The sequence below is a fragment of the Desulfomicrobium aestuarii genome (assembly GCF_055385525.1).
In genome coordinates, this window is record NZ_AP042427.1 from 662,261 (window position 1) to 687,500 (window position 25,240).

General features: G+C 50.5%; 20 protein-coding genes. 7 read left to right on the top strand and 13 right to left on the bottom strand.

Annotated elements, in window-relative coordinates:
- The first annotated feature begins 6 nt into the window (after positions 1 to 6).
- The 5 genes from ACZ5AC_RS02955 (at position 7) to ACZ5AC_RS02975 (ending at position 6,592) form a co-directional block, all read left to right on the top strand.
- Positions 7 to 1,812 (top strand): class I SAM-dependent DNA methyltransferase, encoded by a 1,806-nt coding sequence (locus tag ACZ5AC_RS02955; RefSeq protein ID WP_464249472.1) that lies wholly within the window; start codon positions 7 to 9, stop codon positions 1,810 to 1,812.
- The gene (locus tag ACZ5AC_RS02960; protein ID WP_464249473.1) at positions 1,809 to 2,954 is read left to right on the top strand and encodes a restriction endonuclease subunit S; all 1,146 of its coding nucleotides are present in this window, start codon (positions 1,809 to 1,811) and stop codon (positions 2,952 to 2,954) included. Before ACZ5AC_RS02955 ends, ACZ5AC_RS02960 begins: the two co-directional genes overlap by 4 nt.
- Positions 2,955 to 2,960: 6 nt before the next feature.
- A complete protein-coding gene (locus ACZ5AC_RS02965; RefSeq protein WP_464249474.1) occupies positions 2,961 to 3,542 on the top strand; it encodes a hypothetical protein in 582 nt (193 codons plus the stop codon).
- Between the two features lie 125 nt (positions 3,543 to 3,667).
- Positions 3,668 to 4,891, top strand: coding sequence for a DUF4297 family anti-phage-associated protein (locus tag ACZ5AC_RS02970; RefSeq protein ID WP_464249475.1), 1,224 nt, complete (start codon positions 3,668 to 3,670; stop codon positions 4,889 to 4,891).
- A gap of 15 nt (positions 4,892 to 4,906) precedes the next feature.
- The gene (locus tag ACZ5AC_RS02975) at positions 4,907 to 6,592 is read left to right on the top strand and encodes an ATP-binding protein (protein ID WP_464249476.1); all 1,686 of its coding nucleotides are present in this window, start codon (positions 4,907 to 4,909) and stop codon (positions 6,590 to 6,592) included.
- A 243-nt stretch (positions 6,593 to 6,835) separates the two neighbouring features.
- Here the strand turns inward: ACZ5AC_RS02975 and ACZ5AC_RS02980 are convergent, their stop codons facing one another.
- The 9 genes from ACZ5AC_RS02980 to ACZ5AC_RS03020 all read right to left on the bottom strand — a co-directional run bounded on the left by ACZ5AC_RS02980 (position 6,836) and on the right by ACZ5AC_RS03020 (position 17,292).
- Positions 6,836 to 10,528 (bottom strand): hypothetical protein, encoded by a 3,693-nt coding sequence (locus ACZ5AC_RS02980; protein ID WP_464249477.1) that lies wholly within the window; start codon positions 10,526 to 10,528, stop codon positions 6,836 to 6,838.
- Between the two features lie 359 nt (positions 10,529 to 10,887).
- On the bottom strand, positions 10,888 to 12,486 hold the full coding sequence (locus ACZ5AC_RS02985) for a nuclease-related domain-containing protein (protein WP_464249478.1): 1,599 nt from the start codon (positions 12,484 to 12,486) through the stop codon (positions 10,888 to 10,890).
- Between the two features lie 360 nt (positions 12,487 to 12,846).
- Positions 12,847 to 13,518 carry a hypothetical protein gene (locus tag ACZ5AC_RS02990; RefSeq protein ID WP_464249479.1) on the bottom strand — a complete coding sequence of 224 codons (672 nt, stop codon included), beginning with the start codon at positions 13,516 to 13,518 and terminating at the stop codon, positions 12,847 to 12,849.
- A 13-nt stretch (positions 13,519 to 13,531) separates the two neighbouring features.
- Positions 13,532 to 14,395, bottom strand: coding sequence for a metallophosphoesterase family protein (locus ACZ5AC_RS02995; RefSeq protein WP_464249480.1), 864 nt, complete (start codon positions 14,393 to 14,395; stop codon positions 13,532 to 13,534).
- Positions 14,392 to 15,075: a metallophosphoesterase family protein gene (locus ACZ5AC_RS03000; RefSeq protein WP_464249481.1), complete on the bottom strand. Its 684-nt coding sequence runs from the start codon at positions 15,073 to 15,075 to the stop codon at positions 14,392 to 14,394. The genes ACZ5AC_RS02995 and ACZ5AC_RS03000 overlap by 4 nt, the downstream gene beginning before the upstream one ends.
- A complete protein-coding gene (locus ACZ5AC_RS03005; RefSeq protein WP_464249482.1) occupies positions 15,072 to 15,341 on the bottom strand; it encodes a hypothetical protein in 270 nt (89 codons plus the stop codon). Before ACZ5AC_RS03005 ends, ACZ5AC_RS03000 begins: the two co-directional genes overlap by 4 nt.
- Complete coding sequence (locus tag ACZ5AC_RS03010) at positions 15,316 to 16,119, bottom strand: DUF6088 family protein (RefSeq protein ID WP_464249483.1); 804 nt, start codon at positions 16,117 to 16,119, stop codon at positions 15,316 to 15,318. Before ACZ5AC_RS03010 ends, ACZ5AC_RS03005 begins: the two co-directional genes overlap by 26 nt.
- A 111-nt stretch (positions 16,120 to 16,230) precedes the next feature.
- Positions 16,231 to 16,953 (bottom strand): metallophosphoesterase family protein, encoded by a 723-nt coding sequence (locus ACZ5AC_RS03015; protein WP_464249484.1) that lies wholly within the window; start codon positions 16,951 to 16,953, stop codon positions 16,231 to 16,233.
- A 3-nt stretch (positions 16,954 to 16,956) separates the two neighbouring features.
- The gene (locus ACZ5AC_RS03020) at positions 16,957 to 17,292 is read right to left on the bottom strand and encodes a hypothetical protein (RefSeq protein WP_192624442.1); all 336 of its coding nucleotides are present in this window, start codon (positions 17,290 to 17,292) and stop codon (positions 16,957 to 16,959) included.
- A gap of 139 nt (positions 17,293 to 17,431) precedes the next feature.
- Between ACZ5AC_RS03020 and ACZ5AC_RS03025 the strand changes: the two genes are divergently transcribed.
- Positions 17,432 to 17,659: a helix-turn-helix domain-containing protein gene (locus ACZ5AC_RS03025; protein WP_464249485.1), complete on the top strand. Its 228-nt coding sequence runs from the start codon at positions 17,432 to 17,434 to the stop codon at positions 17,657 to 17,659.
- A gap of 380 nt (positions 17,660 to 18,039) precedes the next feature.
- On the opposite strand, the gene ACZ5AC_RS03030 is transcribed toward ACZ5AC_RS03025, so the two are convergent.
- The 4 genes from ACZ5AC_RS03030 to ACZ5AC_RS03045 all read right to left on the bottom strand — a co-directional run bounded on the left by ACZ5AC_RS03030 (position 18,040) and on the right by ACZ5AC_RS03045 (position 24,428).
- Positions 18,040 to 19,155: a tyrosine-type recombinase/integrase gene (locus tag ACZ5AC_RS03030; RefSeq protein ID WP_464249486.1), complete on the bottom strand. Its 1,116-nt coding sequence runs from the start codon at positions 19,153 to 19,155 to the stop codon at positions 18,040 to 18,042.
- Positions 19,156 to 19,473: 318 nt separating this feature from the next.
- Complete coding sequence (locus ACZ5AC_RS03035; protein WP_464249487.1) at positions 19,474 to 19,983, bottom strand: hypothetical protein; 510 nt, start codon at positions 19,981 to 19,983, stop codon at positions 19,474 to 19,476.
- Position 19,984: 1 nt separating this feature from the next.
- A complete protein-coding gene (locus tag ACZ5AC_RS03040) occupies positions 19,985 to 22,045 on the bottom strand; it encodes a site-specific integrase (protein ID WP_464249488.1) in 2,061 nt (686 codons plus the stop codon).
- On the bottom strand, positions 22,038 to 24,428 hold the full coding sequence (locus ACZ5AC_RS03045) for a hypothetical protein (RefSeq protein ID WP_464249489.1): 2,391 nt from the start codon (positions 24,426 to 24,428) through the stop codon (positions 22,038 to 22,040). The genes ACZ5AC_RS03040 and ACZ5AC_RS03045 overlap by 8 nt, the downstream gene beginning before the upstream one ends.
- 54 nt (positions 24,429 to 24,482) lie before the next feature.
- On the opposite strand from ACZ5AC_RS03045, the gene ACZ5AC_RS03050 reads away from it, so the two are divergent.
- Complete coding sequence (locus tag ACZ5AC_RS03050) at positions 24,483 to 25,232, top strand: RtcB family protein (RefSeq protein WP_464249490.1); 750 nt, start codon at positions 24,483 to 24,485, stop codon at positions 25,230 to 25,232.
- The last annotated feature ends 8 nt before the right edge of the window (positions 25,233 to 25,240 follow it).

The window sequence follows — 25,240 nt, forward strand, 5'->3', positions numbered from 1 at the left end:
CCATTCATGCCAAAGACATCTTCGACGAAAAAAGCCCCGCGCCAAAAGAAAGCCGCCCAACCAATGACCACCGCTCAGCGGCTCGGTTCGCTTATCAAGTCCGCCCGCCAGATCATGCGGAAGGACAAAGGGCTCAATGGCGATCTCGATCGCCTTCCGCTTTTTACCTGGATTCTCTTTCTCAAGTTCCTCGACGACATGGAAATCACCGCCGAGGAGGAGGCAAAACTCAGCCGAAAAGAATATCAGCCCGTCATCGAGCCGCCGTATCGTTGGCGCGATTGGGCAGTGAATGCCGACGGCATCACCGGCGATGAGCTACTCAAGTTCATCTCGCAGGATGAAACCATGCGACCAGACGGCACCAAGGGCGCTGGTCTCTTCGCCTATCTGCGCGGTCTTCAGTCCGAGTCCGGCAAGGCCCGGCAAGATGTCATCGCCAACGTGTTCCGAGGCGTTACCAACCGCATGGAGTCCGGCTATCTCCTGCGCGATGTCATCAACAAAGTTTCTGGTATCCACTTCACTGCCAGTGAGGAGATGCACACCCTCAGTCGGCTTTACGAAAACATGCTGCGCGAGATGCGTGACGCCGCTGGAGATAGTGGCGAATTCTACACTCCGCGCCCGGTGGTGAAATTCATGGTCGACGTCACTGATCCGCAACTTGGCGAGACCGTGCTTGACCCGGCCTGCGGCACAGGTGGTTTTCTGGTGGAGACATACGAACATCTTGCCACGTCGTGCAAATCCGTCGCCGACCGCACCAAGCTCCAGCAGGAAACGCTTCTCGGGCAGGAGGCTAAGTCGCTGCCGTACATGCTGGTGCAGATGAACCTCCTGTTGCACGGGCTGGAATACCCAAACATCAAATACGGCAACACCTTGGCCGTGAAGGTCACGGAGATTGGCGATAACGATCGCGTGGATGTCATCCTCACCAATCCGCCCTTTGGCGGCGAGGAGGAAAAGGGCATCCTCAACAATTTCCCCGCTGACAAGCAGACCGCCGAGACGGCACTTCTCTTTCTTCAGCTCATCATGCGCAAGCTCAAGCGCCCATCCCGGGGCAAACCGGGCCGCGCTGCCGTGGTCGTGCCCAATGGCACACTCTTTGGCGATGGCATCTGCGCCCGCATCAAAGAAGAGTTGCTCAAGGAATACAACCTCCATACCATCGTCCGCCTGCCCGAGGGCACCTTTGCGCCCTACACAGACATTCCAGCGAATCTCCTATTCTTTGATCGTTCCGGCCCCACGGAGACCATCTGGTACTATCAGGTGCCACTGCCCGAAGGGAGGAAAAAATACACCAAAACCATGCCCATGCAGGTGGAGGATATGGCTGCCTGTAAGGCGTGGTTCACCGCCCAGCAGCGTGAAGAAAACGAGCAGGCCTGGAAGATTGATTTCAAGACCCTACTCGACAAAGCCATCGCCGCAGCAACCCCGCATTGGGAGGCCGCCAGAGACGCCAATACCCGTGCTCACAAGCTGGAACGGCAGGCCAAGGAAACGAAGGACGAACTGCGCGGCAACGGCAAGGACGTGGCACAAAAAGTCAAGCTCCAAACCCAACTTGAAGAACTCGAAACCGCCGCCGCCAAGGAACGGAAGATTCAGGCCACTGAGCAGGCCGCCGGGGACGCCATCTACTGGCCGCTCTTCAATCTCGACCACAAAAACCCCACCAGCCCCGACGCCCTCGAACACCGCTCGCCGGATGAACTCATTGCAAGCATCATCGAAAAGGAGCGCGAACTCCTCCGCCTTATGGAAGAAATCCAAACCGAGGTGGAGGCGCTGGCATGAAGAGGGGATGGAGTGAAGTTGCACTTGGAGAACTGTTGAGTCCACGCAATGAGGTTTGCTCAATCGTGCCAGAGCGAGAGTATCAGGAGGTCACAGTCAGTCTCTGGGGCAAAGGCACACGTTTACGCAGAAAAGTCTCCGGTTCAGAGATCGCGTCACAAAAGCGCAACGTTGCGCGGACTGGCGATTTTATCGTTTCGAAGATTGATGCTCGAAATGGTGCCTACGGCTTCATAACACATGACTTGGATGGCGCGGTAGTGACTAACGACTTTCCTCTTTTCGGTGTGGTCGAGAAGCATATTCAACCGCGCTGGATGTATTGGGTGTGTCGGTCAAAGTTCTTCGTGGATCTTTGTCGTTCAGCAAGTGAAGGCACGACAAACCGAGTTCGACTCAAAGAATCCAAGTTTGCTAAAATGCGAATCCCCCTGCCGCCGCCGGGGGAACAGCAACGAATCGTCACCCACTTGGACGCCATCGAATCCCGCCTCACCCGAGCCCAAAAGCTCCGGGAGGAACAAGAGAAAGAACTCAACGCCGTTCTCAACGCGGCCTTCCATAAGCTCAAAGCCAACGCGGATTGGGTAGAGATGGGGGAAGTCGCGCCGCTGTATCGACGACCAACAGAGATTGCAATCGATGGAGAATACGAGGAACTCGGCGCAAGGTCCTTTGGGAAAGGCATATTCCACAAACCAACGCTACGCGGCGGGTCACTGACTTGGCAAAAGCTATTCCAAGTCCACACCGGCGATATCGTAATCAGCAACATCAAGGCATGGGAAGGTGCTATTGCCGTAGCTGGTGAAGCTGACCACGGGCGTTACGGTTCTCATCGGTACCTAACCTGCGTCGTAGATCCCAAACGCGCACTGCCGGAATTCATTTGTTTTTATCTTCTCTCTGTGTCCGGACTTGAGCAAGTAGGCTTGGCTTCTCCTGGCAGTGCTGACAGAAATCGGACATTAGCGGTGGACCGCCTGCACAAAATCAGAGTCCCGGTCGTACCGCTTGCGGAACAACTTGAGTTCAAGAAGCTGCTCGGCCTCCAGAGCCGAATACGTACAGAAGCCATGCGGTCAGCCCAGCGCAGCAATGCCCTTCTTCCCTCGCTCCTTGACCGCATCTTCCACGGGTAATCAGCCATGAACGCGCCAGCACTAGCTTTGGACACGATTCAAGTAGACGTCGCCTTCTACGATGCCGCCGAGAAGGCAAAGCTGATGGCCTATCCCACCGCTTCCGTCATGGAGGAGCTGGTAACCAAACCACTAGAGATTCCCAAAGCCGAGTTCCTGACTTACTACCTGTTCCATCGCATCAAACTCGGTACGGAAGACTACCGTAACTACAGCAGCGTCGCTAAAAAAGTCCACCGATGGCTCGGTGCCATCGGGGAGTGTATTGACTATGAAAACGGAAGCGTCCGCACACCCCGCGGAGCCACACGGCAGCTCAACGAGGTTTCCGAACATGTCGGCGAAGCCATCGGCCTATCCGTGATGAACCGCATCCACGGCCTGACCGAAGCAGATTGGACGACTATCCCCGAAGAACAAGGCCGCAACGCCAGACCATCGTTCGACTTCCAGATTGCCAGCGATGGAATACAGTTCGTGCAGGTGGAGACGAAAGGCAGTTCTGTGACGGACAATCACGTCCTGTCCGATGCGGTGAAGGCTCAAAAGCAAGAATCGACTCAAAGAAAGTCAAACTCACTGCCTTAAACTAAGTGCAGCTCCTGAGAATCGATCCCCGTAAAATATTGTCATGCCGAAATACACAAATATTAATGTATAAAGTAATAGTGCTGCATCGAATTATATAAAACTAAAAAATAACTGGGCATAAAATGACTAATAGAAGTGCAGTTGACACCATACGTGGTTATTTTTACCAATTTGACATGTCAATTCTCAGTGTCTTAAATCTGAATTCGCCGGACGATTCCATCGAAATCGAATGTATTGAGGATGTCGATATCCGAACAGCAACAGATCTGACAGCCACACAGTGCAAGTATTACGCGAAAACAGAATACAACCATTCCGTAATCAAAGACGCGATCAAGCACATGACATCCCATTTCAAGGAAAGCTTGATGGGAACTAAGCCAACAGTTTCTTATGTCATTAAAGGGCACTACGCCTCGGGCCAAGAAAAATTGGATGGCGGAATAGACGTTGATTTTCTGAAAAAACACTTCCTCACGTACTCAGAGAAGCAAGGCACTGGCAAAATCACACGCTACCATCATTCCGAACTTGGTCTTTCCGATGACGACCTCAGGGAGTTCCTTAAACGTCTTTCCGTCGATGTTAGAGCGAAAGAGTATGACGAACAATACAGAGAAATACTCGGAACTATCCAATCTATTTTTAAGTGTACACCATTTTCAGTCGAATACTTCTATTACAACAACTCGCTGGCCGTTATCCGCGAACTCTCGATTAAAGCTGAACCAACGGATCGGAAAATCACGAAGAAAGAGTTCCTAGCTAGGATAAACACATCCACTATCCTATTCAACGAATGGTTTGTAGAAAAAAAAGGCAAGAAAGCACATTTTGCTTCACTCCGTAAGGAATTTTTCACTGAGGTCAACGTTTCTCCGTTTGAGCGCTTCTTCCTAGTAGAAGTGGACGCTGGATCTTATACCCGGAGTGAACTCAAGGAGCTCATCTTTGATCTTTCAAGGAAGTGGGCCAAGCTGTCTGCACGGGAGCCATCCCCATTCTGCCCATACATCTACGTCCACGGCGTAGCGAAGAGCGAACTGATCGAACTGAAGGGAGAGCTCTGTACGGAGGGCTTCAGACTGATAGACGGGCACGATTTCCTAGGAGCGGACTTCAACGTGAGCTCAATTATACAAAATGCAACGCATGGAAATGGCATTAAGATCAAAGTCGTAAACAGCCTTTCCAATGTTGAGCTAGCTCTAAATTCTATTAGCAAGACAAGACGCATATACCAGTTCCACTTAGGACGCAGTTATTTTGACTATGAAAATCCTGCAGTTCAACATGTTAAAATTCAGATAGAGCATTTAGCTGATATCAAGTCCATCATCTAATCGCAGGCAAGTGATATGACACACACTCAGAGAAAAAGCCAAATCAACGCTCAAGTAATAGCCGTCTTCCCAGATAAAGTCCGCATTGTCGTAGAGGATCTAGAAGACTTCAAAATAGCGGAAGAGTCTCTGAAGGTCGGCTCTTACGTGAAGATCGCCGACAATGAAAACGCGATACTAATCGCCATTATCGAAAATTTCCAAATCGCAGTCAGTGCGGAGGGGAACCGAGAGCACATCATTGAAGCCTTTCCGCTTGGCATATTAAGGGACGGAAAATTCGAACGTGGCGGTGACTCACTCGCGATTCCACCGAAAGAAGTACAGCCAGCTACGATTGCCGACATCAAGAAGATTTATGATGATTCAGTACCTGAAGTGGCGCGGTTCCGTTTTGCGAAGTTGGCGTCAAACCAGAACGTTCCGGTCCCCGTCGACGGAAACAAGTTTTTTAACAAGCACATCGCCGTCGTTGGTTCCACTGGTTCCGGCAAATCTCACACTCTGGCAACAATTATCCAAAAAGCAATCTCTGAGAAAAACGACAATTTCTCGCTCAACAATTCGCACGTAATCGTTTTTGACATCCACTCAGAGTACAAGTCCGCATTCCCTTCAGCTAACCACATCGATATTTCGAATCTAACCTTACCGTACTGGATGTTGAATAGTGAAGAGCTAGAAGAATTTTTCATCGATACTGAATCTAACGATCACAATCAGCGGAATATTTTCAAGGAAGGAGTCATCAGGAGCCGTCGTGAAAAGTTTAGCGGATCTGAATCTGAAAAGCAAAAAATTCATTTAGACACGCCAATCTTGTTCGACATTAAAGATGTACTTGCTTACGCAATTGCAAAAAATGTAGAAATGATCGATACTGGAGAAGTTTACGCATCGACCAACAAGGAAAAGGCCGGTCAGCCCAAATATACTCAAGGCAGTCTTCACGGGAAGTTGACAAATTTTGTGAATAGACTCGAAAACAAGATAAACGACAGTAGGCTCGACTTTTTCTTAGGGGAAGAGTCAAAGAATATTACGTTTGAATCTACACTCCAGGCGCTGCTCGGGTATACTTCGCGCAAGAACTCGAATGTAACCGTCATCGACCTTAGCGGAGTGCCATTTGAGGTACTAAGTATAACGGTCTCACTCATCTCTCGTCTCGTTTTCGAGTACGGGTATATCTACAAACGTATACGTTGCGCCAAAGATCCTAACGAAAAGATCAACAACGACGTTCCAATTCTGCTTGTTTACGAGGAAGCACACAAGTACGTCCCGAACAGTGAACTATCCAAATACCGCTCATCAAAATTTTCCATTGAACGGATTGCGAAGGAAGGACGGAAGTATGGTGTTACCTTGTTACTCGCTAGCCAACGGCCCTCCGAGATATCAGAAACAATTTTCTCTCAATGCAGCAACTTTATTGCAATGCGTTTAACCAATCCCGCGGACCAAGGTTACGTCAAGAAACTGCTTCCAGACTCGCTTGGCTCGTTGATCGACAAGATGACCTCATTCCGGCAGGGCGAAGCTTTGCTGGTGGGTGAATCCATAATCCTTCCGTCAATCGTCCAAATCGATCCTTGCACCGACGCGCCATCCTCTAACGATATTCCGTACTGGCAGCTCTGGAAAGAGGAGTGGAAAGATATGGACTTCACTGCAATCAAGACAGAGTGGTACAAATAACCTCCGAGAGAACAAGGGGTCTTGAATTTTCTTTTATTCTGACCCCACTCTTATTTCCATGAAACTCCAACTCCGCACTTTCTCGAAACATTCCGCTCTTCCCAAAAGCGAACACGCATAATCCATCCCCCGCAGCGCCAGTCCTCACACCTATCACTAACCCATGTCCCGCATGCCTAATACGCTACAGTTGCACTCTACGGACACGGTGGCTGAAGCTGGGATGCTCTCGATAAAGGAAAATTAGCGGAGGCTTCGTCGGCAAACCGCGAATGTGGTGTCTGCGACGATCTCCATCGCAGCCTCCCCTAGGTCTTCGTAGCGCTTCAATATAGCGAGGTCTTCGCGCTTCCCGTTGTGCGCGAGAGCGAAAGCAATGAGATTCAATGCTTCAAGAGAACGCCGTTGCTCAAGCCATGCCGCCATTGACGCGAGGATGTCACCCCAAGCCACGCCTGCCTTGAGGAAGTCATCTATGCGGTGGTCAAGCCAAATCCAATGCTTTTTCTTGAGCATGTCGTCGAGCATTGCTGCAGCCTTGTCGGGATCCCACCAGCCCGGTGCGCCAATGGCGGGAATATATTTGTCTAAAATTTCGCGCCGCAAATTGCCCCACCCCTTTTCATTGCAGACATGCCACAGCTCTCTGATTTCCGAAGATGCCAGTAGGGAGAAATAGGGTGCGAGGGCCATCAATTGCTCTTGTCTCGTGACGCCGGGGCGACCAGAAACTCTGAAGCCCCAAAGCATGCCGAGATGCTCAAATAGGCGTGCGGGTTCGGGGCATTTCACGACGGCGACCTTCACCAGTTCTTGGAGAAACGGTGTTGCGGCATACAGTGCTGCCTGGATAAACTCAGGGGTGAAGCGAAGGTGATGCCAATGCCTGACAAGGAGTGCCTCTGCATCCGGTACAGGCATACGAACGACAAGCTCTGACGTTATCCAATCTGAGCGAGAGGAGGCCCACCAGCCCAAATCCCCAATTTTGCGCCCTCTGTCTTCAAGATGCTGATCTAGAACTCTAGTGAGTTCTGGAGCCCAGAGATATCTCCCAAACTGCCACCAATATTCGCTGTTTGTCGCGAGTTCCAGTTGTTGAACTAACTTCGGTATTGCCTGTCGGTCCCCCAGTTTCAGGCGCTGCGCCAGAGCTTGCTCGAAAAGATCATCTGAAGGGACGACCGCTTGCAGGGAGGATAAATCATCTGTGTACGTCGTTGCTGCCCATATAGAAAACGAAGCCGTACGCAAATGCTTGTCATTCGCACAGTGCTGCCAAAGCGCAAGCAAAGCATCACGGGAAGCTCTGGACATCGGATGCCCATTCTTCTGTGCCCTTCGCCAGTCATCAGCAGCTAGTAGGCAAAACGGTGAGAAGGAGTCGCTCCCTTCGAGACGTCGCTGGATTCCTGCAAGTTCATGGACCACAAACAAGACCGCTGCTGGGTGGTCAATCCCATGGAGCATGTACGTGATAGGCCCGCGTAGCTCTTCCTTCTGGGCGCGACAGATGAAGTAATTAATCGCGGACAACGGCGGCCATTTCTGGAAGGCCCAGCGAAGTTCGTGTGCAGCCAAACTGTCTCGTGGGGACGGAAGTCCTTCCCGTTCAGGTTCATCAGACAGTGTCGCCCAAGCTTCACAAGCTGACTCCAAGTGTCGGTCAGGATCAGCCCCACAGCACTCTGCTGCTGCCCAAAGATAGTCGGCAAGATAGTTGACGCGATCCAGATCGGTTGCCCAACTGGCCTCAATGGCATCCGCCAGGGTATGGTCCGCAAGATGACCGGCCAACCGTAATGCTCCGACTGTTGTGGTCTTCTCCCGGTCGGACTGCCTGAGCACCTTCGCAACATCTTCGACAAGCGTCCTGTCATAGCGCAGTTTGGCGTGCTCAATTTGGATATCTCGCCACGGCGCACCCATGCCTGGTCCCACATTAAGGCAGAGTTCAATCCCACCCGAAAGGTCACCGTTCCGGAAGCGCGCCAATTGGCTGCTGTATGTGCGATCCGGAAATTCTCGTACGAGGGTTGGCACGTCAGTGGAATCCGTTCTTGCCAAAACGTCGAGCGCCTCCCTCCTTAAATGGGAGTTCGCGTTGTTATGCAGGTAGGAGGAATTGAGCCACGCTGTAATCTGCTGAAGGATCGCCTGCTGCCGCGAGCTACCCATCTGACAAGTGAATTGAAACGCGTGGAACAAGGCCAGTGGGTTCGCAAGCGCAACCCGTTCCAGCATGTCCTCCCAAGCGATGCTGTGAGCCAATGCGCCCCCAAGCACCTCTGCGAAGTATGGCTCAGCAACGAGGTCGTCACAAAGGCGACCTGTACGATGGAGCTCAGTTACGCCATCCGCCAGAAGCCAGTCCCGAACACGATCATGACGGAAGATGAGCCGCTGCTCTCTGGATGTGCCAGCAAGAAGAAGCAATTCGCCTTTCCGGGCGATTCGGGCAATCAGCACCGAGAACTCTCCGGCGTTGTTCGACCAGCCTTTGACTTCAGGCCAATCGAGTTCGATTTGGCGACGCAGGAGCATTTCACAGGCAAGGATGCGCAGTGCCTGACTGAAATCTGCGGGGGTATGGTCATGATCGTCTGCGGCGGTACGTACAAGAGAGCGCTCGATGTACTCTGCGATGACGAGATCCGATTTGGGCTTCTCTTTCGGATCATGCAGAGCGATCAGGAGTGGATCATGCCCGAGGGCAGAAGCGATCTCTTGGGCGCGCAGCCTGCTAAGTGGATGTCTGGCGAGGTGGGCGCGCGCCAAGACGGCGTTCGTCCCCTCCTCTTCGGTAAAGCCCTTGGCCATAACGCACAATTGGCTGATGCGGTCTCTGGCTTGGTCTCGAACAGCAGCCAGAGACTCGGGCCAGACAGGACAAATGAGGCGCCAGGATGCGGTTGGAGCATGGTTCGTTTTCTTCCCAGCTGAATCGTGACTCCAGTTGGCAAGTTTCTCCGCCAAACGTGGAGCTTCTTGACCTGATTGGTTGATATCCTCGACAATCAACAAAATAGGGTGGTCCGGCGAACAGAATTCAAGCGCCGATGGACCGCGAGGCGACAAGGGCGGGTGGAGTCGGCGTAGCTCCAACATGACAGCCTGTTCAAGGCTAATTGAGGTAGCGATGGTGTCATGGGACAGGATTAACCCAAAGCCACCTCTTTCGACATGTGCAGTAACTAGGCGGTGGCAGGCAACGGATTTCCCAAGCCCCGATTCGGCAACCAAAAAGGTCACATCACGGAGCAGGCTGCTCCTGAGTGTGTCGTCGAGCGCACGGTCTACCCAAACGTCTGGAGGCTCATAGGGCTGGTTCAACGAGAGGTTCTTCGATGACAGCTCATGGAGCAGCTCCGGGGAGAGCAACTCCTGATCAATTCCAAGCAACGACGCACGTATCCACTGACCAGCGGGGTTATTATCAAGCACATGGCTGAGGCGTGAACGAGACCATATGTCGATCAGTAGACATCGCTCACGAGCGGCGGCAGCAACATCACGGACCAATTCCTCGTCTGGCTCCTCATTCGTGGTGAGAATGAGCGTGGCCAGCAATGCTGGAGTTCGCCCCCTTTCTTTCGCGATGATTTCAGCTGTCTTGATGAGATCGCCTGGAGGGGCAGTGGGTCTCTTGTCCTTGCGAGGAGTGACAAGAATGGGATCATGAAGCCATTTATTTCTTAAACCACTTGAAGCTGTCGTGGTGTGATGCACAGAAACCATATGAGGCGGATCTGCACCTGGAACAAAACATATCCCATCCAAAGGTGCCTTCACCGTTTTCCCTAAGGCATTTACGCCAGGATGCGAAAGGCCGCGACAAAACGGACACGCTTCGCGCAATACCGCTGTCGCTATGCGCTCAAAAAGCCCCTCGTCTGTGATGGCTGCCAGTGCCTGTGCCGTGGTCAAATAATTCATATTGGCACACCTATTTTTTTATCGTCTAACTGGCAACTCAAGGGCCACATGTTGATTCGAGACATGCCGACGAGAAAAGGTTGTTAATCCTCAACCCCCTAAGTATTGTTACCGAGTTGCGTTCATTACTACGTTTAAGCCACTGTATGACACAATAGCACGAGCACGCATTGCTGCAACGCGAGCCTTGGCGGGGACTCGGATTAAAATGATGTATATGGCGTAGCAGCCCGTTTTGATAGGGTGATGTCATCCTTGTTAGCAGATATGGCCTCCCGGATTTTTTTGAGAATCAATCTTAACCATACCGGAACGTTTTCAACAGGTTCATGAAATTAGCCTAACAACTTGGTTGGCAACTATAAGGTACTGGAAGGCTTAAAAGCATTATTCACCAAGGCCTTTGTTTCAGACAAGGAGCTAGGGACCCCATGTTGAAAAAGCAAATTTGTCGAAGCTAGAAACTTCGAGACAGTGCCTTGCTTAGGCGAAGAACTCAATACTGTTCTGGCCTTACGTGTATCCGTATTTTCTCCAAACAATTCATCGAAACCTCCCCATGAAGGACCGCTTACGATAAGGAACGCCATTTCTCCCTCAGGGAGCATGCTCGTAAGCTTCTCTCTAGATCGCACACAAGCACGCAAAATGAGCTTTTTTGATTGCGGATTGAACAGTATCAGGATGACATTTTGACCCCGATCTTCCTGGAAAACAAAGGGAATAGCATTTTTCACGTCTTTGGCAGCAACCGCGTGAGTCAGCGGGAAGTCCGCAGATGGACCTTGACGTGTTGGGTCGGGCTGGGCTTGAATTACTGGCAGTGAACTAGAAGAGCCACCACTGGGGGGCTGATTGGCTTGCGGGGGCGTGAAGATACTGGTCACGGTGGCCTGCATGGTTTTGTAGGCACCTATCAACAGGAGCGCGGCCAGAGCGCAAGCTGCGAATTTGAGCGTCAGCACAGTCCATTGAATTTGTTGGGTTGCCGATTGTTTGTGCTGCGAATCCTGGCCGGAAAGAAGGGCTTGCAATGTCGTGGTTAAGCCCTTGGGGGTTGCTGCCTGGGCGGACGTGCTGTCGTGAGGTGAATTCGTCTGGACGTGGGCGTAGATGACGCCGCATTTCGGGCATTCGCCCGCGCTAAAGTGCAGATCGTCGTTTTGTGTGCGCTCATGAAAACATTTCGGACAGACAATACCGCCGGTCTGGGACTGAGGGACCATTGGGCTAGGTTGCGCTGCCTGGTCGGACAACGCAGCGGCCAGCAGGGGGATGATTTGATCTCTTGTCTGGGCTGGAAGGCTCCCGTGCTGCGAGAGAATGTACGGTCGCAGGTAGCGGATGTTCAGCACCTGCGTGCCTCGTACAGGTCCGCGAATTTCAACAAATCCCCGCGAGAAGCAAAGGATTGGCTTGATCGACAGCCCTTCAAGTCTCTCCGCGCCCAGGTGGTCCCGGAGCGAGTAGGTCTGGCTCCAGCATTGATTCAAAAAATCCTTGAAGAATTTACGCCCGTTTCTGAGCAGGATGTCGTTTTTTTTGGTTATGTTCCCTTTTTGGCTCTTGGTCTCCACCAGGAAAATGCCGTTGGGGCCGAGCACGACATGGTCGATGTTGAAGCCGGAAAATTCGAGGTCATGGAATACGAAGTAATCGTCAGGGAGTTTATGCAGGGCTTCGGCGACAGCAAGCTCGGCTTTGGCCCCTGTGTCGGCGTGGAAGATGCGCTTTTTGAGCTTGAGCCCGGCTTCTTCAAGCGATTTGATGGAGACGACATAGATACCAGCGACCACGACACCCCAGAAAAAATGGCCACGGGTCAACATATAATATCCGACTGGTATCAACAGCAGCAACGAAAGCATGGGCAGGGCGATGCGAGAAAGCATATCATCATATCGTGAGTCCCCCATGGCAAAGGCGCTTTTGCCCGCTGATCCGAAAATTTGAGCCATCCCTTCCAAATCCTCCTAATTCATGAGCACTCGCAATGTTCTGCACATTTTAATGCAGCCATTCTGGTAAGCCTCACCTGCGTAAGAGTGTCAAGAATTTTAGGATGTAAGACAGCTGATCGATGTTATTTGATACTTGTCAAAAACTGGCATTTGTCAGACGAAAGACAAAACAGAGTGTTTCTAATACGCGTTTTCACGACCTTTTTGTCTTGAATATTGGGCATAGTCCCAGGCTGTTGGGACGATCATGCGAAAGCTTTGCGGTGCTTTTCTGGTTGGTAAGCAATATCGATGAGGGGCCGTTTCGATTTCTCTCGGGAGTCTTTTTATTGAAGATCCTTGAACTATCTGAGAATGCTAGTCATGAGACGATGCGTCGTTCATTGCATCCAACTCAGCAACCGCATCCTTGGTGGCGTGGTAGCCCTTCGCCATCAGATATTTTCGCAGGATCAGGCGCTCCTCTGGCGTCACCTTGAGATCCGGGTGAATCCGTGTGCGATCGTCTTCGATATCGCAAGGATACTTCCGCAGTATGCGGTTGATCGTAGCCACTTCCTCGGGATCAATCGGGTTCTTTGGAGGCTTCACCTTTGAAAAATCATAAACCATCGTACGTATGGAATCATTGGGCTTTTGCGCCGGTTCTGTGTTTGCCAGTAATGTCTTCATCTTTTTCGAGTAAACCTTGCCCACGCTCAGTCCGTCAACATCGACCCAGTTCATGTGCGGGAAGTCGGGCGGGAGGTGTCCGTGTTCGGCGGCGGTGTGGGCCACAGTGTAGCCGTCGAAATCTGCCAGGTCCCATCTGTTGAATTCAGGGGGGAGGGAGCCGAGCATGGCCGCTTCATGGGCCACGGTCCAGCCGTCCGCGTCGCGGATCTCCCAGCGGGTGAAGTCAGGAGGCAGGTGGCCGGTTCTGGCCGCCTCGTGGGCCACGCTCCAACCATCTGGATTTTTCAGGTCCCATTGGTCAAAGTCGTGGGCCAGACGGCCTTCGCGCGCCAGTTCGTGATAATCGATGCCCATGGGTGCTCTCCTGTTATAGACACTTTGATCTCTTCAAGAACGTTTCAAGAATCACAGTGCCTTCTTGCTGCAAAGCGTTCAGGTCGGGTGCCGTAAAACTTGTACACCCTTCCAGATCGACGAACTCGCCTCGGAACATCTTCCTTTTCCGGTCATATCCAGTCGCTAACATATTGCCGCCGGGATAGGCGGCAAGCCAGAAGAGCCCATCCCTTGGCTGCAGCCATTCGATCATCATGCCCGACATTCCCACTCCGGCGACTCGGACGCCTCCATCAATCATGGCGTCATAACGCTCGTGGTGATGGCCGTGAACGTGAATTCTGGCTTTGAGGGCGCGGACTACATCACCCAGAATCCGATAGCCAAGTCGATGGGACTCCGGGGCTTCGTGACTCACGAGGACATCGACACGGGTCTTGCTAACAAGGCGGGCCATGAAGTTCAGGTCTTCCGGAAAGATGCTCGTATGGTCCTGCGGGGCAAGCTTTTTGTCCTTGCGGATCAGAGCCAGGCTTTGACGAGTGTCCTGAGGACGGACCTGGGGCAGGTCGTTCAAGGTCGTCTGACGATCAACGCCCAGGATGTTGGACCGGAAGGTGCCGCCGAGGCCGGCGATGCGCAGGCCATCGATCTCTACCACACGGCAGTGCAGGTTTCTGTCGGCCATGGCTGCGTGATGCGTCAGGTATTCGGGATCATCACTGTCATGATTGCCAAATATCCACCATGTCTTTGCCGCTATCTCCGGACCGAGGATGGACGCCAGATTGTCAAGCGGTTCCTGATCACCCAAAAGGATGACTGCCGTGGCTGATGCCGCTGCTTCCAACATGGGTTCGAAATCTCCGTGGGTGTCCCCAACGAAAAGGATCATGACTGGTCTCCCAGGCCTTGGCATAGCCTGAAAAAACCTTCGGGTGTCCTTGCCATCCCGAGACCTTCCACGCGAACTCCGCCGTCCAGGATGGCGCTGTAGCGCTCATGGTGGTGGCCGTGGACCAGCATTCTGACGCCCATGGCGCGGGCGATGTCGCCGATAAGCTGGAAGCCGAGCGGATGGCTCTCTGGGGCCTCGTGCGTGACCAGCACATCTACTTGGCCCGCCATCGCCAGCAAGGATTTCAGATCGTTTGGAAAGATTGAAGTGAAGTCTGCAGGGTGCGCTCGCCCGCTGCGCCGCAGTTTGACCCATGCTTCCCGGTAGTCCTGTGGGCAGTCCAGATTCACTTCGGCCAGGCGCGAGGTCTGGTCGATTTCGAACTTCTTTGCACGGAACACCCCGCCCAGGCCCGCGATGCGCACGCCCTCGATCTCGACCATCTGGCAGTGCAGGTTCCGGTCGGCCATGGATTTGTGATTTTCAAAGTAGTCCAGGTAATCGCTGTCGTGGTTCCCGTAAATCCACCGCGTCTTCTGGGCCACGCCAGGCCCCAGCTCCGCGGCAAGGTCGTTCAGCGGCTCCTGGTCGCCCAAGAGCACCACAGCCGAGGCCTCGCCGGCCTCCTCGATGACAGGGACGAAATCTCCGTGGCAATCGCCAGCAAACAGAATCATAATCCCCCGCAGTGTTTCAGATTTGGCCCCCAGGACTCCCTTTCTGGATCCTGCACCCATTTCCACCATTCCCGGTAAACCAGATCGTCAAAGGGACTCGCCAAGTTCTCCTCATAGCTTGCGATCTTGCTCACCCGCTCCATGATATCCTGATCATCGAGCGCAGCTTGTCGCATCTCATCCCAATCCTGTTGACGCCCTCTGGTGATGCAGGAGTCAACAGCCGCCGGGGTCCACAGTTCATGATTCAAATTTCTGTGCTTCATTTCTTCTTTTCTTCCACCGCCGTTCCCACGCTCTATAAGTCCGTCTAGGTCCAACCAATTTCCATTTTTTAAAATTTGGCAAAGCCTTATCAACGCCAACAAAATATTCAGTCTTCGGATTCAATGTTTTGCGAAGCATTTCGCTCAAGTGCAGATGCTTCTCAATTTCAAATATCGCACCAAGCAAAGCCCGTACCTGCGGAGGATATTGCAGTCCGTACTTCAAAAGATAACCAAGATGCTCGATCGCTACGTGCTGTTTGAAGAGTAAAAAAAGTTGATTCACAACGTGATTTGGTGACGAATCACTGACGTGACGTATTTCTTTGAGTGCATCAAGAATCATAAGCGCCAGCCTTGACGCATGCACCTTCGGGATTTCTTTAATTGTAGATCGTATATAGCGCACTTTCTGGTATCCAAAACGCCTCTCATGCGTCCAGATAGGCGTCGCAATAGTCAAGACCATTGGGACTTGCGTAGAAAGCCCCAGTTCGTTGTGCGCCCAGGAGCCGGCAGGATAGCCCACTTCCAAGGCCTCGCGCAGCAGCTCGCGGCCAAAAAGCCCCATAGGGCCGAAGCGGTCCGACACCCTTGGCCGGTAGAACCGGCCCGGGTATGCCCGCCGGATCTCCTTGTCTTTGACCATCTGTCCCAGCGTGCGTGAGAGCGCCCTGTGCCTGGTCTGTGCCAATTCCCCGAAATCAGCGAAGCCGAAGCTCTGAGCAATCGGTATCTGCTCGACCATCTGCCTCACGGCATCGATGACGCTTTCCATTCTCATGCCCTTAGCCCGCCTTTCACCGTAAAGAAGAAGTACGGTAACGCCATATTTTGGCGCTAATGTACTTCACGTAGTCCCGTAGTGCCATGTTTTGGCACTACAGGACTACATCCCCAACCCCACCCACCACTTGTCGCCGAAGCCCTCGGCATTCATGCAGCGCCAGGAGCAGCCCTGGTCCTCCCCATGCGCGATCAGATGGAAATGCCCGAAGAACCATTGCTTCGGTCGAAACTCCTCCAGAACCTCGTCCAGTAGGGCCGCAGTAGGGTCTTTCAGTCTGACTTGGTCAATCTTGTTCTTTGGGAGATGTCGCAAGAACGCCGTGGGGGCCGTGTGCGAAATGACAATGTCCACGCGCCCGCCGTGGGCCTGCACCTGCGCCCTTGCGTGCTCCAGATCCGACTGTGTTGGCACTTCACCCGCCCACCAGGAATCGCCCTCGGTGCGTCCTTCCTTATCAGTAGACGCTGCGCCACCAAAGAAAAGCACGCTTCTCCCATCTGGGAGTGTCAAAACCGAGCCGCGGGGCATGTAAAAGCAGCCTTGGACCGGAATTTCAAGCGGCTGCCCAGGGGCCGCTTTAACGCGTTCTTGTAGGTCGTCGTGGTTTTCATGGTTTCCGTCCGCCCAAAAAATTTTAGTGCCCTGCAGCTTGATGGCGTACTGATCGAAAAAGTGATTCCTTCCGATCCGCTCGACCAAGTGGCGATGTGGCCACCAGCCGAAGTCGCCGCATTGCAATATGATTTCGGGCCGCTTCCTGTTGATGAATCTGTTGAGCGCTCCAAAATCTGCGTGTATGTCGCCCATGACGATGATTTTCATATTTTATTTTTTTAGTAATTTCAAATATCCGAAATAGTGAGCATGATATGCATCGTGCAGTTTGTTCATATCTTCTTGTATTTTTATATGATAATTCCCTTCTATCATATTTTTAATATTATCAATGCAATACTCAATAGCAGTATTCAATATTTCAATTTCTTGATGCAATTTATCTAGTTCAAGCCTTGGGTTTATATAAAGGCTTAACAACGAATTGAGTCTCCAATAAACTCCGCCGAGTTCGGTTCCGCCGGGATTATCCCTAATTTTTGGGTACAAAATACGCAACGACTGCTCAATCATATCTGCAGCTTCGCTTGTTTTCATAGCCTCCATAACAATACCTCCAATAACAATAACCCATCAAAAACACTGCCAACCCCGTCCAATCACACGTTAACGTAATATATTACGATGGGCTAGTCAATAAATTTCCGGTAATCTTACTCCAAACATCCAGGATGGTGGTAAGATTATGTCAATTTACGATATTCGATCGGAAACAAAAGGAATTACAAGTAATGTAAAGCAGATTATGGGAGAAAAAGGGGTGTCAATTGTGACGCTTTCTAATGAAACAAAATTATCAACAAAAATTATCGAGCGGGCACGGACAGATAAAATAAAACTATGCAAACTTGAAACACTTGCTATAATTGCGAAAGGGCTTAATGTAAAAACTAAAGATCTTTTCGATGAATGAAGTCAGTATAGTTGTAGTTATGTATTGCATAATTCGCAGATATATGATTTTAACATTTATTCCATAGTTACATAATTATCTCATGATTATAGTTGTGTTGTCGTGACCAGCCGGGAAACTTTGAATCACTCAATTTTTTAGATTTTTTTCACGGTTCAGGTTTATCAGGCAGCGGACAGAAGTGTTCGGGCGGAATTTTTAAGAAGACGGGAAGCAAAATATTGTTAGATATTTGTAAATATTCAATATATTGCAGTATGCTGTGCTTGCTAATATTGTCAGTTTGTACGATGTGGCCCTCCAAAAAATATCAGAGGTCTGAGCCGCCTTCAGATTCGAATTTTGGTACCATCCCGGCAGACGGGTTGCTTTTGATCAGGTTACGAATCGCAAGACTCCTCTGATGCCTTAAGCAGTTTCTCTAACTCGGAGGCCGCTTCGTCAACTACGCCTGATAGAGATGCGATTAATTCTGGCGTCCTGCTTGAAATTTTGAACTGACAGCTATATTCTTTGAGTATGACGCGTAAAGAGTCAATTACGTTCTTACCCTTTATTAGATTCATTGTATTCTGAAAGTTAGATTCAGCTTCAAAAGCAAGATGTATGTAACGATCGAGTGAGTCAATGTTGCTGTGCCCAGTCCATTCCATCACTTTGAGCTTTAACGTTTCAGTTGAAAGGAGAGCGCTGCGGAGATCTCCTTCGCTTTGGTAGCGATGAGTTTTGATAAGATTGCGGAAAATGTTCGTTATATAGCGGTGTCTGAACGCGTGTAGGCATGCTTCTTCATCTATGATGCCTGCTGCCTTTCTCAATAAATAGAATTCCGTTCCAAGCGTATCAATTTCAAGAGGTAGGCCATTATCATTATTAATGAAGAGCATGCTATGGTCATTAGTGTGGCCAATGGTTTTTCGAATCACCCTTTGTCGGTAGTGTTTTATGAAGGACTGTAAGTCTTTTAGGTCAGTTTGCGTAACAGGCACGAAGCGATAGGCCTCATGCCGAGATTGCTTTGCGCTGAATAACTTCAATTCGCCGGTCTTTATAGCCTCTTCGATGTCTTTAACCTTTATTTGGGATATTTCAATGCGTCGACCACCAGTAATTTCAAGTAGGCGAAGCATGATGTATCGTCGTCTGGATACAAGTGGCGTTGCGTTAAGTGTCACGTTTGCTTCGTAGAGTCGATTCACCGCCGATGTTGAGATGGGCTGACGCCGTCTGGTTTTTCTGTGACGCGGTACGCACTCATGCACCCAGCTTGTTCGATTGATTGTCGTGCCGCTCCTTCCGGTCATGATTTTAAATGTCTTTTGCTCTGCCCGAATCCGTCCAGTAGGTCCAAGAAGATTTAAGCCAGGATATTTACCATCAAGAAACGCAAGGAAATTTAAAACGGTTGAGCAGATGATCGTTACCTGTTGCTCTGAGCGTCTTTTTTCAGAGGGTTGCTCGGTATCCTTCTCAATGAGAAGAGTATTGATGAACATTTTAAAATGACTATCCGTAAGATCTATAAAATCAATTTTGTTTTGGTAGCACCATCGAATCAAGTGGCTCAGATTTTTTGCCCAAGTCAATAGCGTTCCCCCTTTGTTCTTCCTGGAGCGTCCTTTCCGGTATCCGTTTAGCAAGAAGATATTCGCTAGCCAACAGATAGTCCCATCTGGCCATAAAAGTTGGGGAATGTCGTGTGCGGGATAGGTAACGACACCGCCTTGTCCTGCGTGCAACGGTAGGCGGCAATCTCCAGAAGTTACGAGGTAAAGTTTGCTCTGAGGAGTCACTGTGGATTAAGTGTCAATTGTTTAAAATTTTCGTAGCAACTCGTCACGTTGCTTTTGAAATTCATCTAGCATACTTGCCTCTGCGGCCATCTGCTGCGCAAGCGCCAGGACTTCATCGAGACGCTGGCTCATGAGTGCGATGTCATTAGCCATCCTGATAAGTTTTTCGTTCTTCTCTGCCAGTGCAATCCTGTACCAATTAATTGTCCCTCGTCCGGGACATTCTTTTCTTCGCTCAAACTCCCTTAGCTTTTGGAGAGCAGTCCTCCGGTATTCGTTTAAGGTCTTGTATCCGCCTTCGATGACTTGTTCGGCGATTGCCTTGTGCGTGTTCAGAGACATCCCGACGATACCTGTATCGAAGTGTTCAAAGGCTGCAAGGCCGCTTTGCGAGGCTAAAGCTGGGGTAATTCTATCCCGTAGAGTCTGATCGACGGATTCTGGTGCGCGAACTAATTTTTGAAGCAGTTCATATTCCTTGCGTACTGATGCAGACTTAGGGAAGGATGTTTCATGCAGCTGTCTTGTCATGTCAGTCCTCAAATTTTTGCTTCACTTTATCGATAATCCTATAAATGATACGGTATTCCTCACCATGAGGGCCTTCGATGAACTCAGGTTCCACTTCGGCGTCGCCTGAGGCAATTAGGTCTTCGACGTAATCGACCACATCTCGTTCCGGAAGTATGTGTAACTGGTTTATTGTGAGTCCGTATCTCTCGCATATTAGTTGGGTAAGTCCTGCAGTTGCCTCATGGTTGGCTCTAATCATGTCTTTGGCCACGGTGGCTTTCACTCGCCTGAGAATTTTACCCGGAATGGATTCAGTCACATAGTAATAAGTCATCGAAGGTTTGGTGTGTCCTAGGAAGTGTCGAAGTACTTCTACACCTCCAAAAGACCCTTTCCAGAAGAACAACAAGGCAAAGTTTCGACGAAGTTGATGTGGGCGAACGTAGTACCTGCGACTTTGTTCGTCTGTAGGGGTCTCAAAATAATCACAGAACCGGGTGAAGCAGCGTCTGATGTCAGGTTGGCCGGTACCATAAAGGGAGGAATTTGGGAAATATGCACTAAAGGGAAAACCGAATAGAGATTTGTCGATTTTGTAGCCAAGCTTTTGTAGGGTGTTAGATAGTCTTGCCAAAAGTTGTAGGGCTTCGGCGCCAATATGTGGAAGAGGGCGGAGCGCTCGTTGCCGGTGCTCAAGAACGTTCGCTTTTCTCAAATTGAAAGCAAGGAAATATGAGTCATTTTCTTTTACAATGCATTCCTGGGTAAGTTCATCCAGTTCGGAAGCTCTTCTGGCCATTAGAGTGTTCACCAGTATGCCAATGGCTCCGTACAGCACCTCAAGCATGTTGTAGAGGTTCGTTCCGCTCCGGAGTTGGTCGAAGAATTCAGCTGGTGTATCGGCTGGTAATCTCCAAGCGCAGATTCCCAGTTTTTTCAGTTTGCTTGGGACAGGTTTGGGTAGTTCGCGGATGTTGCCGCCTGTGGTAGCCAATGCAATGTAGTAGTTTATTAAATCTTCTCCGTATTCAATGTAAAATTCAATTGACTTTCCAAGTACGCTATTAGCGACATCAAAAGGAAGCGTCGTAAATCGTGTTCTTTCTTTTGTTCGCTCGTTTTCAAGTAATTCCGTATCGTCTATCACATTTAAAACATGATCAGAAATAATTTTTATTCCGTGTTTAGATGCAATTTGCATACTTTTTAATGCACTGGTATAGAGAGCAACATACTCACTGGAGGCTCGTTCGTCTTCATCGAGATTGCTGACAGGAACGCCCGGAAGTTCTTGGAAAGAGCAGTGGCCGGGAGCAACATCTAGCCCCTCTAGCCGGAGTTTCTTGAATGTTAAGTTGCCGAGGACCCGGTTTCCAATAATATGTCTTAGCAATTTATGCCGTTGCACACGGAATTTGAATTCGCGAGAATTTTTTTTGATCGCCGTCTTATAGTAATTGTGGATTTGTAGCCATGCCCTGGCATTAATAAGCTGATCTTTTGGAAGCAGGAAGTCTGAATTCAAGCTCTCCACTTCGAAGAGGTCAGGATATGTCGCCCTTGTCCATGCCAGCTCTTTAGGAGATACTTTGACATTTTTCAGGAACGAAATAATCCATTTCTTTGGCTTGTAAATGCTGATTTTGATGGATTGATTTTTTGTAATTGTGTCGACAAACATAACAATGTCATCTCTTGTTACATTACGAAATCCGTTTGCTGAAATATTAAGATAAGATCCTATTAGTAAAAAGTAGTCAACAATTTGTAGCGCTATTGTGATTCGCTGCATCGCAGTTTTTGGAGCTACGGAAATGCTTCCAGTGAGTGCTGGGTGTGTTTGCAGACATAAGAAACGTTTAATATGATTGAGTAGAACTCGATTCTTTGGAGTTGTCAGTAAGTTCCCGTCATGGAGGACCTTCCGGAAATCGATGATGGTGAACGTTTTGTGACCGAATGAGCATTCCCATTCATCAGCGTCAAAGTCTGAGATGCGCCATTTGGCATACTCCAAGTCATGGTTTGAGATCCGGAATTGTTGGATGAAATCTAGTTCTTTTGGAAGTTGTCTAGTCACGAACCACCTCAATGAAGTTTGCCGAGTTGACGTTGGCTGAGGCGGCACACATCATCTGTTTGATGCTATGGTCGTGAAAAGCATCACTCTCGATATGCGCCCTCAGTCTTTGCGCGAATTCCGACCAGTAAATGGCTTGCGGCGATAATCGGATTCCCTGTTCGACCACTTGTCTTGAGGCTTCGGAAATGGATAAAAGTGTGGCAAATATTCCTGGGCTTGCTGCAACCATTAGTTCGTCTGCTTTTCGTTTAGAATCAGCATCAGTCGAGGCATCCGAGAGTTCTCTATTCGTTGGAATGAGCGGAATTACAGCGTGATTCTTTAGGAACTCGTCCATTTCGGCAGCGGTGCTGAAGTGTAGGGCTTTTTGCATGTAATGAGTATCTCTGGTGGCCTCGACGATGAGTAGGTTTTGGAAAATTCGTATCCAGCGCGTTGTGAAGTATTCCCAGAGCGAATCAGGCAGGTAATTTCTCAGAGATGTCTCGTTTGTGTTGCCCAGTTCTTTAGCCATTTTTGTGAGGTTCATACTTTCAAGAAAAACGAGAACGCCACGGGTAGAGCGAATGCGTGGGATGGTCACTTGACTTGCTAGTTTTCCTAGCCGAGATTCAGCTTTCAATGCAAAATTCCGAAAAGTGGAGTTAATGTTGCTAGTTCGGGTGAAGTGTGCAGGAGAACCTAACGGTCTTCCCGTGTAGATAATCAGGTTTTGCCAACCACGTACACCATTGTTGATCATATAATTCCGTAGTGGAGTTGTGACGTGAATCCAGCGCTTGACAAGTGCACTTGTTTTTCCTTTAAGGATTACGTCATGCCAACCGTCACCTGCGTCGCGTTCTTTCAGTACAGTGAGAATTAAGCCAGCGTCGGTTTCAACAGCATTAATTCGATTGCCATTGCTATCGAGTAGTTTAGCGGTCGCTATAGCTGATTCAGAGAATCGACCATCTTGTGACGCTAGGAATGCCATAAACGCCATGGCCTCCTGGCGGCTTGGTATCCCGAGGTAACGCGAAAGGTGCTCTTTAGAGACACGGGTACGCGCAGCTAAGTCTGGGTAGACGGGAGTTGAAAGGCGGGAAGTATCCGTATATCCGCCATGCGCTTCCTTGAAATACTTGATGGCAAGCGGTAATCCATCTTTTTTTGAGTTAGACCTTGTGGCTTGTTCAATTTCGTCGTCTGTCGGAAGTTCTAGCACTTCTGACGCCAGTTTGTGACCAGTTTCGTAGTCATCGAAGAATGAATTGAGATGGTCGCGGAGCCATGCTTGAACCCTAATGAAATCGCTCTTCAGTTGTTCGAAGATAAGCTTTGTGGCTTCTTCATCAGTGATGTGGAGCGGGACGGCGGTGATGAGCTTTTCTGTAGTGATTGTGGTATTTCCATCTGTATCCGTATTGACTTTGCGGTGTCCGATCGAATTGTCTGACAGTAATTTCGGGTTACCAGAGGGAAAGGCATTCATTGGGGAGGCTACGATCTTTTGAGTGGCAAGGGAGTTCCAATAGATTCTATAACGGCTCCACAATTTTTGAAGCGATCCAATGGTTGCTTCTTGGACAGCAGTCTTGCGACGCGTCATTTTCATGAAGTGATACTCCATAAAATCGACCAAGAGTATTTGGACATAGGATGGGTCAGCAAGAAGCTTTGGTGAAATAGGTTGATGATTGGCGGCTTTATGACTAACGAATTTGGCAAAAGTTGTTCCAAAGTCTCTGAGTGCGGCATCCTTGGCTTTGGATCTAGCGATTGTTTTTAGGCCATCGAGGAATGCATTTGTAAATAATTCGCCCAGAATGGGAACCATATCGTTGAGAAGGACGTTGTATTCGGTCCCGGATTTGCTAGTCAGGAGATATGGGCGTAACTTATATACCTGTGCATCATTGAATTCAATTTTATCGAAAGCCTGTACCAAATCTTCTGGGATTTGCCCTACTCCCTTTGGCTTATGGTTTGCGAACAGAACGGGAGTTTTAAGTCGTTTGAGCACCTTGTAGAAATTATACGCCATGGCGACTCGGCTAGCGTTGGCGAAGTTGATAAACCGTTTAGAGCCAAGGGCTCCATAAAACAGGGTTTGCAAGGTCCGAAAACGGACTGTAAAAAAATCACTGGCGGACGATATGGGAGGGGCATCAAGAACCCTCAAGAAGCAGTCGAATAACAAGAGCGCTCTCTTACATTGCCACTGCCCTGACCCAGATGTCGATGCTAATGAGGCTGCTGCTAACAGCAGTTCCAGCGCGTGGCCTCGAAGGCGTTCGAAATGCTCTGCCGGGTTTGTCCATTCCTCATTAGTTACCCGTAGGAGGCTACGGCTGACAGTTGTCAGGCTACCGTTTTGTTTATTGCGGGGGGGAGTCATCCTAATTATCACCTTTTTTTAATGGGTTATGGAATAATTATCAAAGCTGACAATATGTTGTCAATCCGGGAAAGTTCCGGCAACCACTTCGTTGAGTGGGGCGTGCTGGATGTGCCCCGCTCCCTGCCCGGCCTGAAGGAGGGGCGCTACCTGGCCCTGCTGTCCCACAGCGGCAGCCGGGGCACGGGCGGGGAGGTGGCCAAGTACTATTCCTCCCTGGCCAGGCGGCTGCACCGAGAGCTGCCCCGGGAGCTGGGGCACCTGGCCTGGCTGGGGCTCGACACGGACCCGGGCCGCGAATACTGGGCCGCCATGGAGCTCATGGGCCGCTACAGCGCGGCCAACCACGCCCTGATCCACGCCGCCGTGGCCGGGCATCTGGGTCTCTCGCCCGTCTGGGGCGCCGAGAACCACCACAATTTCGCCTGGAAGGAAACCCACGGCGGCCGCGAGGTCGTCGTGCACCGCAAGGGCGCCACGCCGGCCGGGGCCGGGGTCGTCGGCATCATCCCCGGGACCATGATCGACCCGGCCTACGTGGTCGAGGGGCTGGGCAATCCCCTGTCCCTGTGCTCGGCGGCCCACGGCGCCGGGCGGGCCATGAGCCGCCAGGAGGCCCTGAAGCGTTTCCGGCGGGGGGATCTGGAACACGTGCTGCGGGAACACGGCGTGCGGCTGCTTTCGGGCGGCCTGGACGAGGTGCCCATGGCCTACAAGGACATCCGCGCGGTCATGGCCGCCCAGGCCGACCTGGTGCGCATCCGCGCGACATTCACCCCGCGCATCGTCAAGATGGCGCCGTAAGGAGAGAA

Excerpts from the sequence above, each read along its gene's own strand:
- ACZ5AC_RS02955 (WP_464249472.1), top strand. The coding sequence starts at position 7 with ATGCCAAAGACATCTTCGACGAAAAAAGCCCCGCGCCAAAAGAAAGCC.
- ACZ5AC_RS02960 (WP_464249473.1), top strand. The coding sequence starts at position 1,809 with ATGAAGAGGGGATGGAGTGAAGTTGCACTTGGAGAACTGTTGAGTCCA.
- ACZ5AC_RS02965 (WP_464249474.1), top strand. The coding sequence starts at position 2,961 with ATGAACGCGCCAGCACTAGCTTTGGACACGATTCAAGTAGACGTCGCC.
- ACZ5AC_RS02970 (WP_464249475.1), top strand. The coding sequence starts at position 3,668 with ATGACTAATAGAAGTGCAGTTGACACCATACGTGGTTATTTTTACCAA.
- ACZ5AC_RS02975 (WP_464249476.1), top strand. The coding sequence starts at position 4,907 with ATGACACACACTCAGAGAAAAAGCCAAATCAACGCTCAAGTAATAGCC.
- ACZ5AC_RS02980 (WP_464249477.1), bottom strand. The coding sequence starts at position 10,528 with ATGAATTATTTGACCACGGCACAGGCACTGGCAGCCATCACAGACGAG.
- ACZ5AC_RS02985 (WP_464249478.1), bottom strand. The coding sequence starts at position 12,486 with ATGGCTCAAATTTTCGGATCAGCGGGCAAAAGCGCCTTTGCCATGGGG.
- ACZ5AC_RS02990 (WP_464249479.1), bottom strand. The coding sequence starts at position 13,518 with ATGGGCATCGATTATCACGAACTGGCGCGCGAAGGCCGTCTGGCCCAC.
- ACZ5AC_RS02995 (WP_464249480.1), bottom strand. The coding sequence starts at position 14,395 with ATGATCCTTTTCGTTGGGGACACCCACGGAGATTTCGAACCCATGTTG.
- ACZ5AC_RS03000 (WP_464249481.1), bottom strand. The coding sequence starts at position 15,075 with ATGATTCTGTTTGCTGGCGATTGCCACGGAGATTTCGTCCCTGTCATC.
- ACZ5AC_RS03005 (WP_464249482.1), bottom strand. The coding sequence starts at position 15,341 with ATGAAGCACAGAAATTTGAATCATGAACTGTGGACCCCGGCGGCTGTT.
- ACZ5AC_RS03010 (WP_464249483.1), bottom strand. The coding sequence starts at position 16,119 with ATGGAAAGCGTCATCGATGCCGTGAGGCAGATGGTCGAGCAGATACCG.
- ACZ5AC_RS03015 (WP_464249484.1), bottom strand. The coding sequence starts at position 16,953 with ATGAAAATCATCGTCATGGGCGACATACACGCAGATTTTGGAGCGCTC.
- ACZ5AC_RS03020 (WP_192624442.1), bottom strand. The coding sequence starts at position 17,292 with ATGGAGGCTATGAAAACAAGCGAAGCTGCAGATATGATTGAGCAGTCG.
- ACZ5AC_RS03025 (WP_464249485.1), top strand. The coding sequence starts at position 17,432 with ATGTCAATTTACGATATTCGATCGGAAACAAAAGGAATTACAAGTAAT.
- ACZ5AC_RS03030 (WP_464249486.1), bottom strand. The coding sequence starts at position 19,155 with ATGTTCATCAATACTCTTCTCATTGAGAAGGATACCGAGCAACCCTCT.
- ACZ5AC_RS03035 (WP_464249487.1), bottom strand. The coding sequence starts at position 19,983 with ATGACAAGACAGCTGCATGAAACATCCTTCCCTAAGTCTGCATCAGTA.
- ACZ5AC_RS03045 (WP_464249489.1), bottom strand. The coding sequence starts at position 24,428 with ATGACTCCCCCCCGCAATAAACAAAACGGTAGCCTGACAACTGTCAGC.
- ACZ5AC_RS03050 (WP_464249490.1), top strand. The coding sequence starts at position 24,483 with ATGTTGTCAATCCGGGAAAGTTCCGGCAACCACTTCGTTGAGTGGGGC.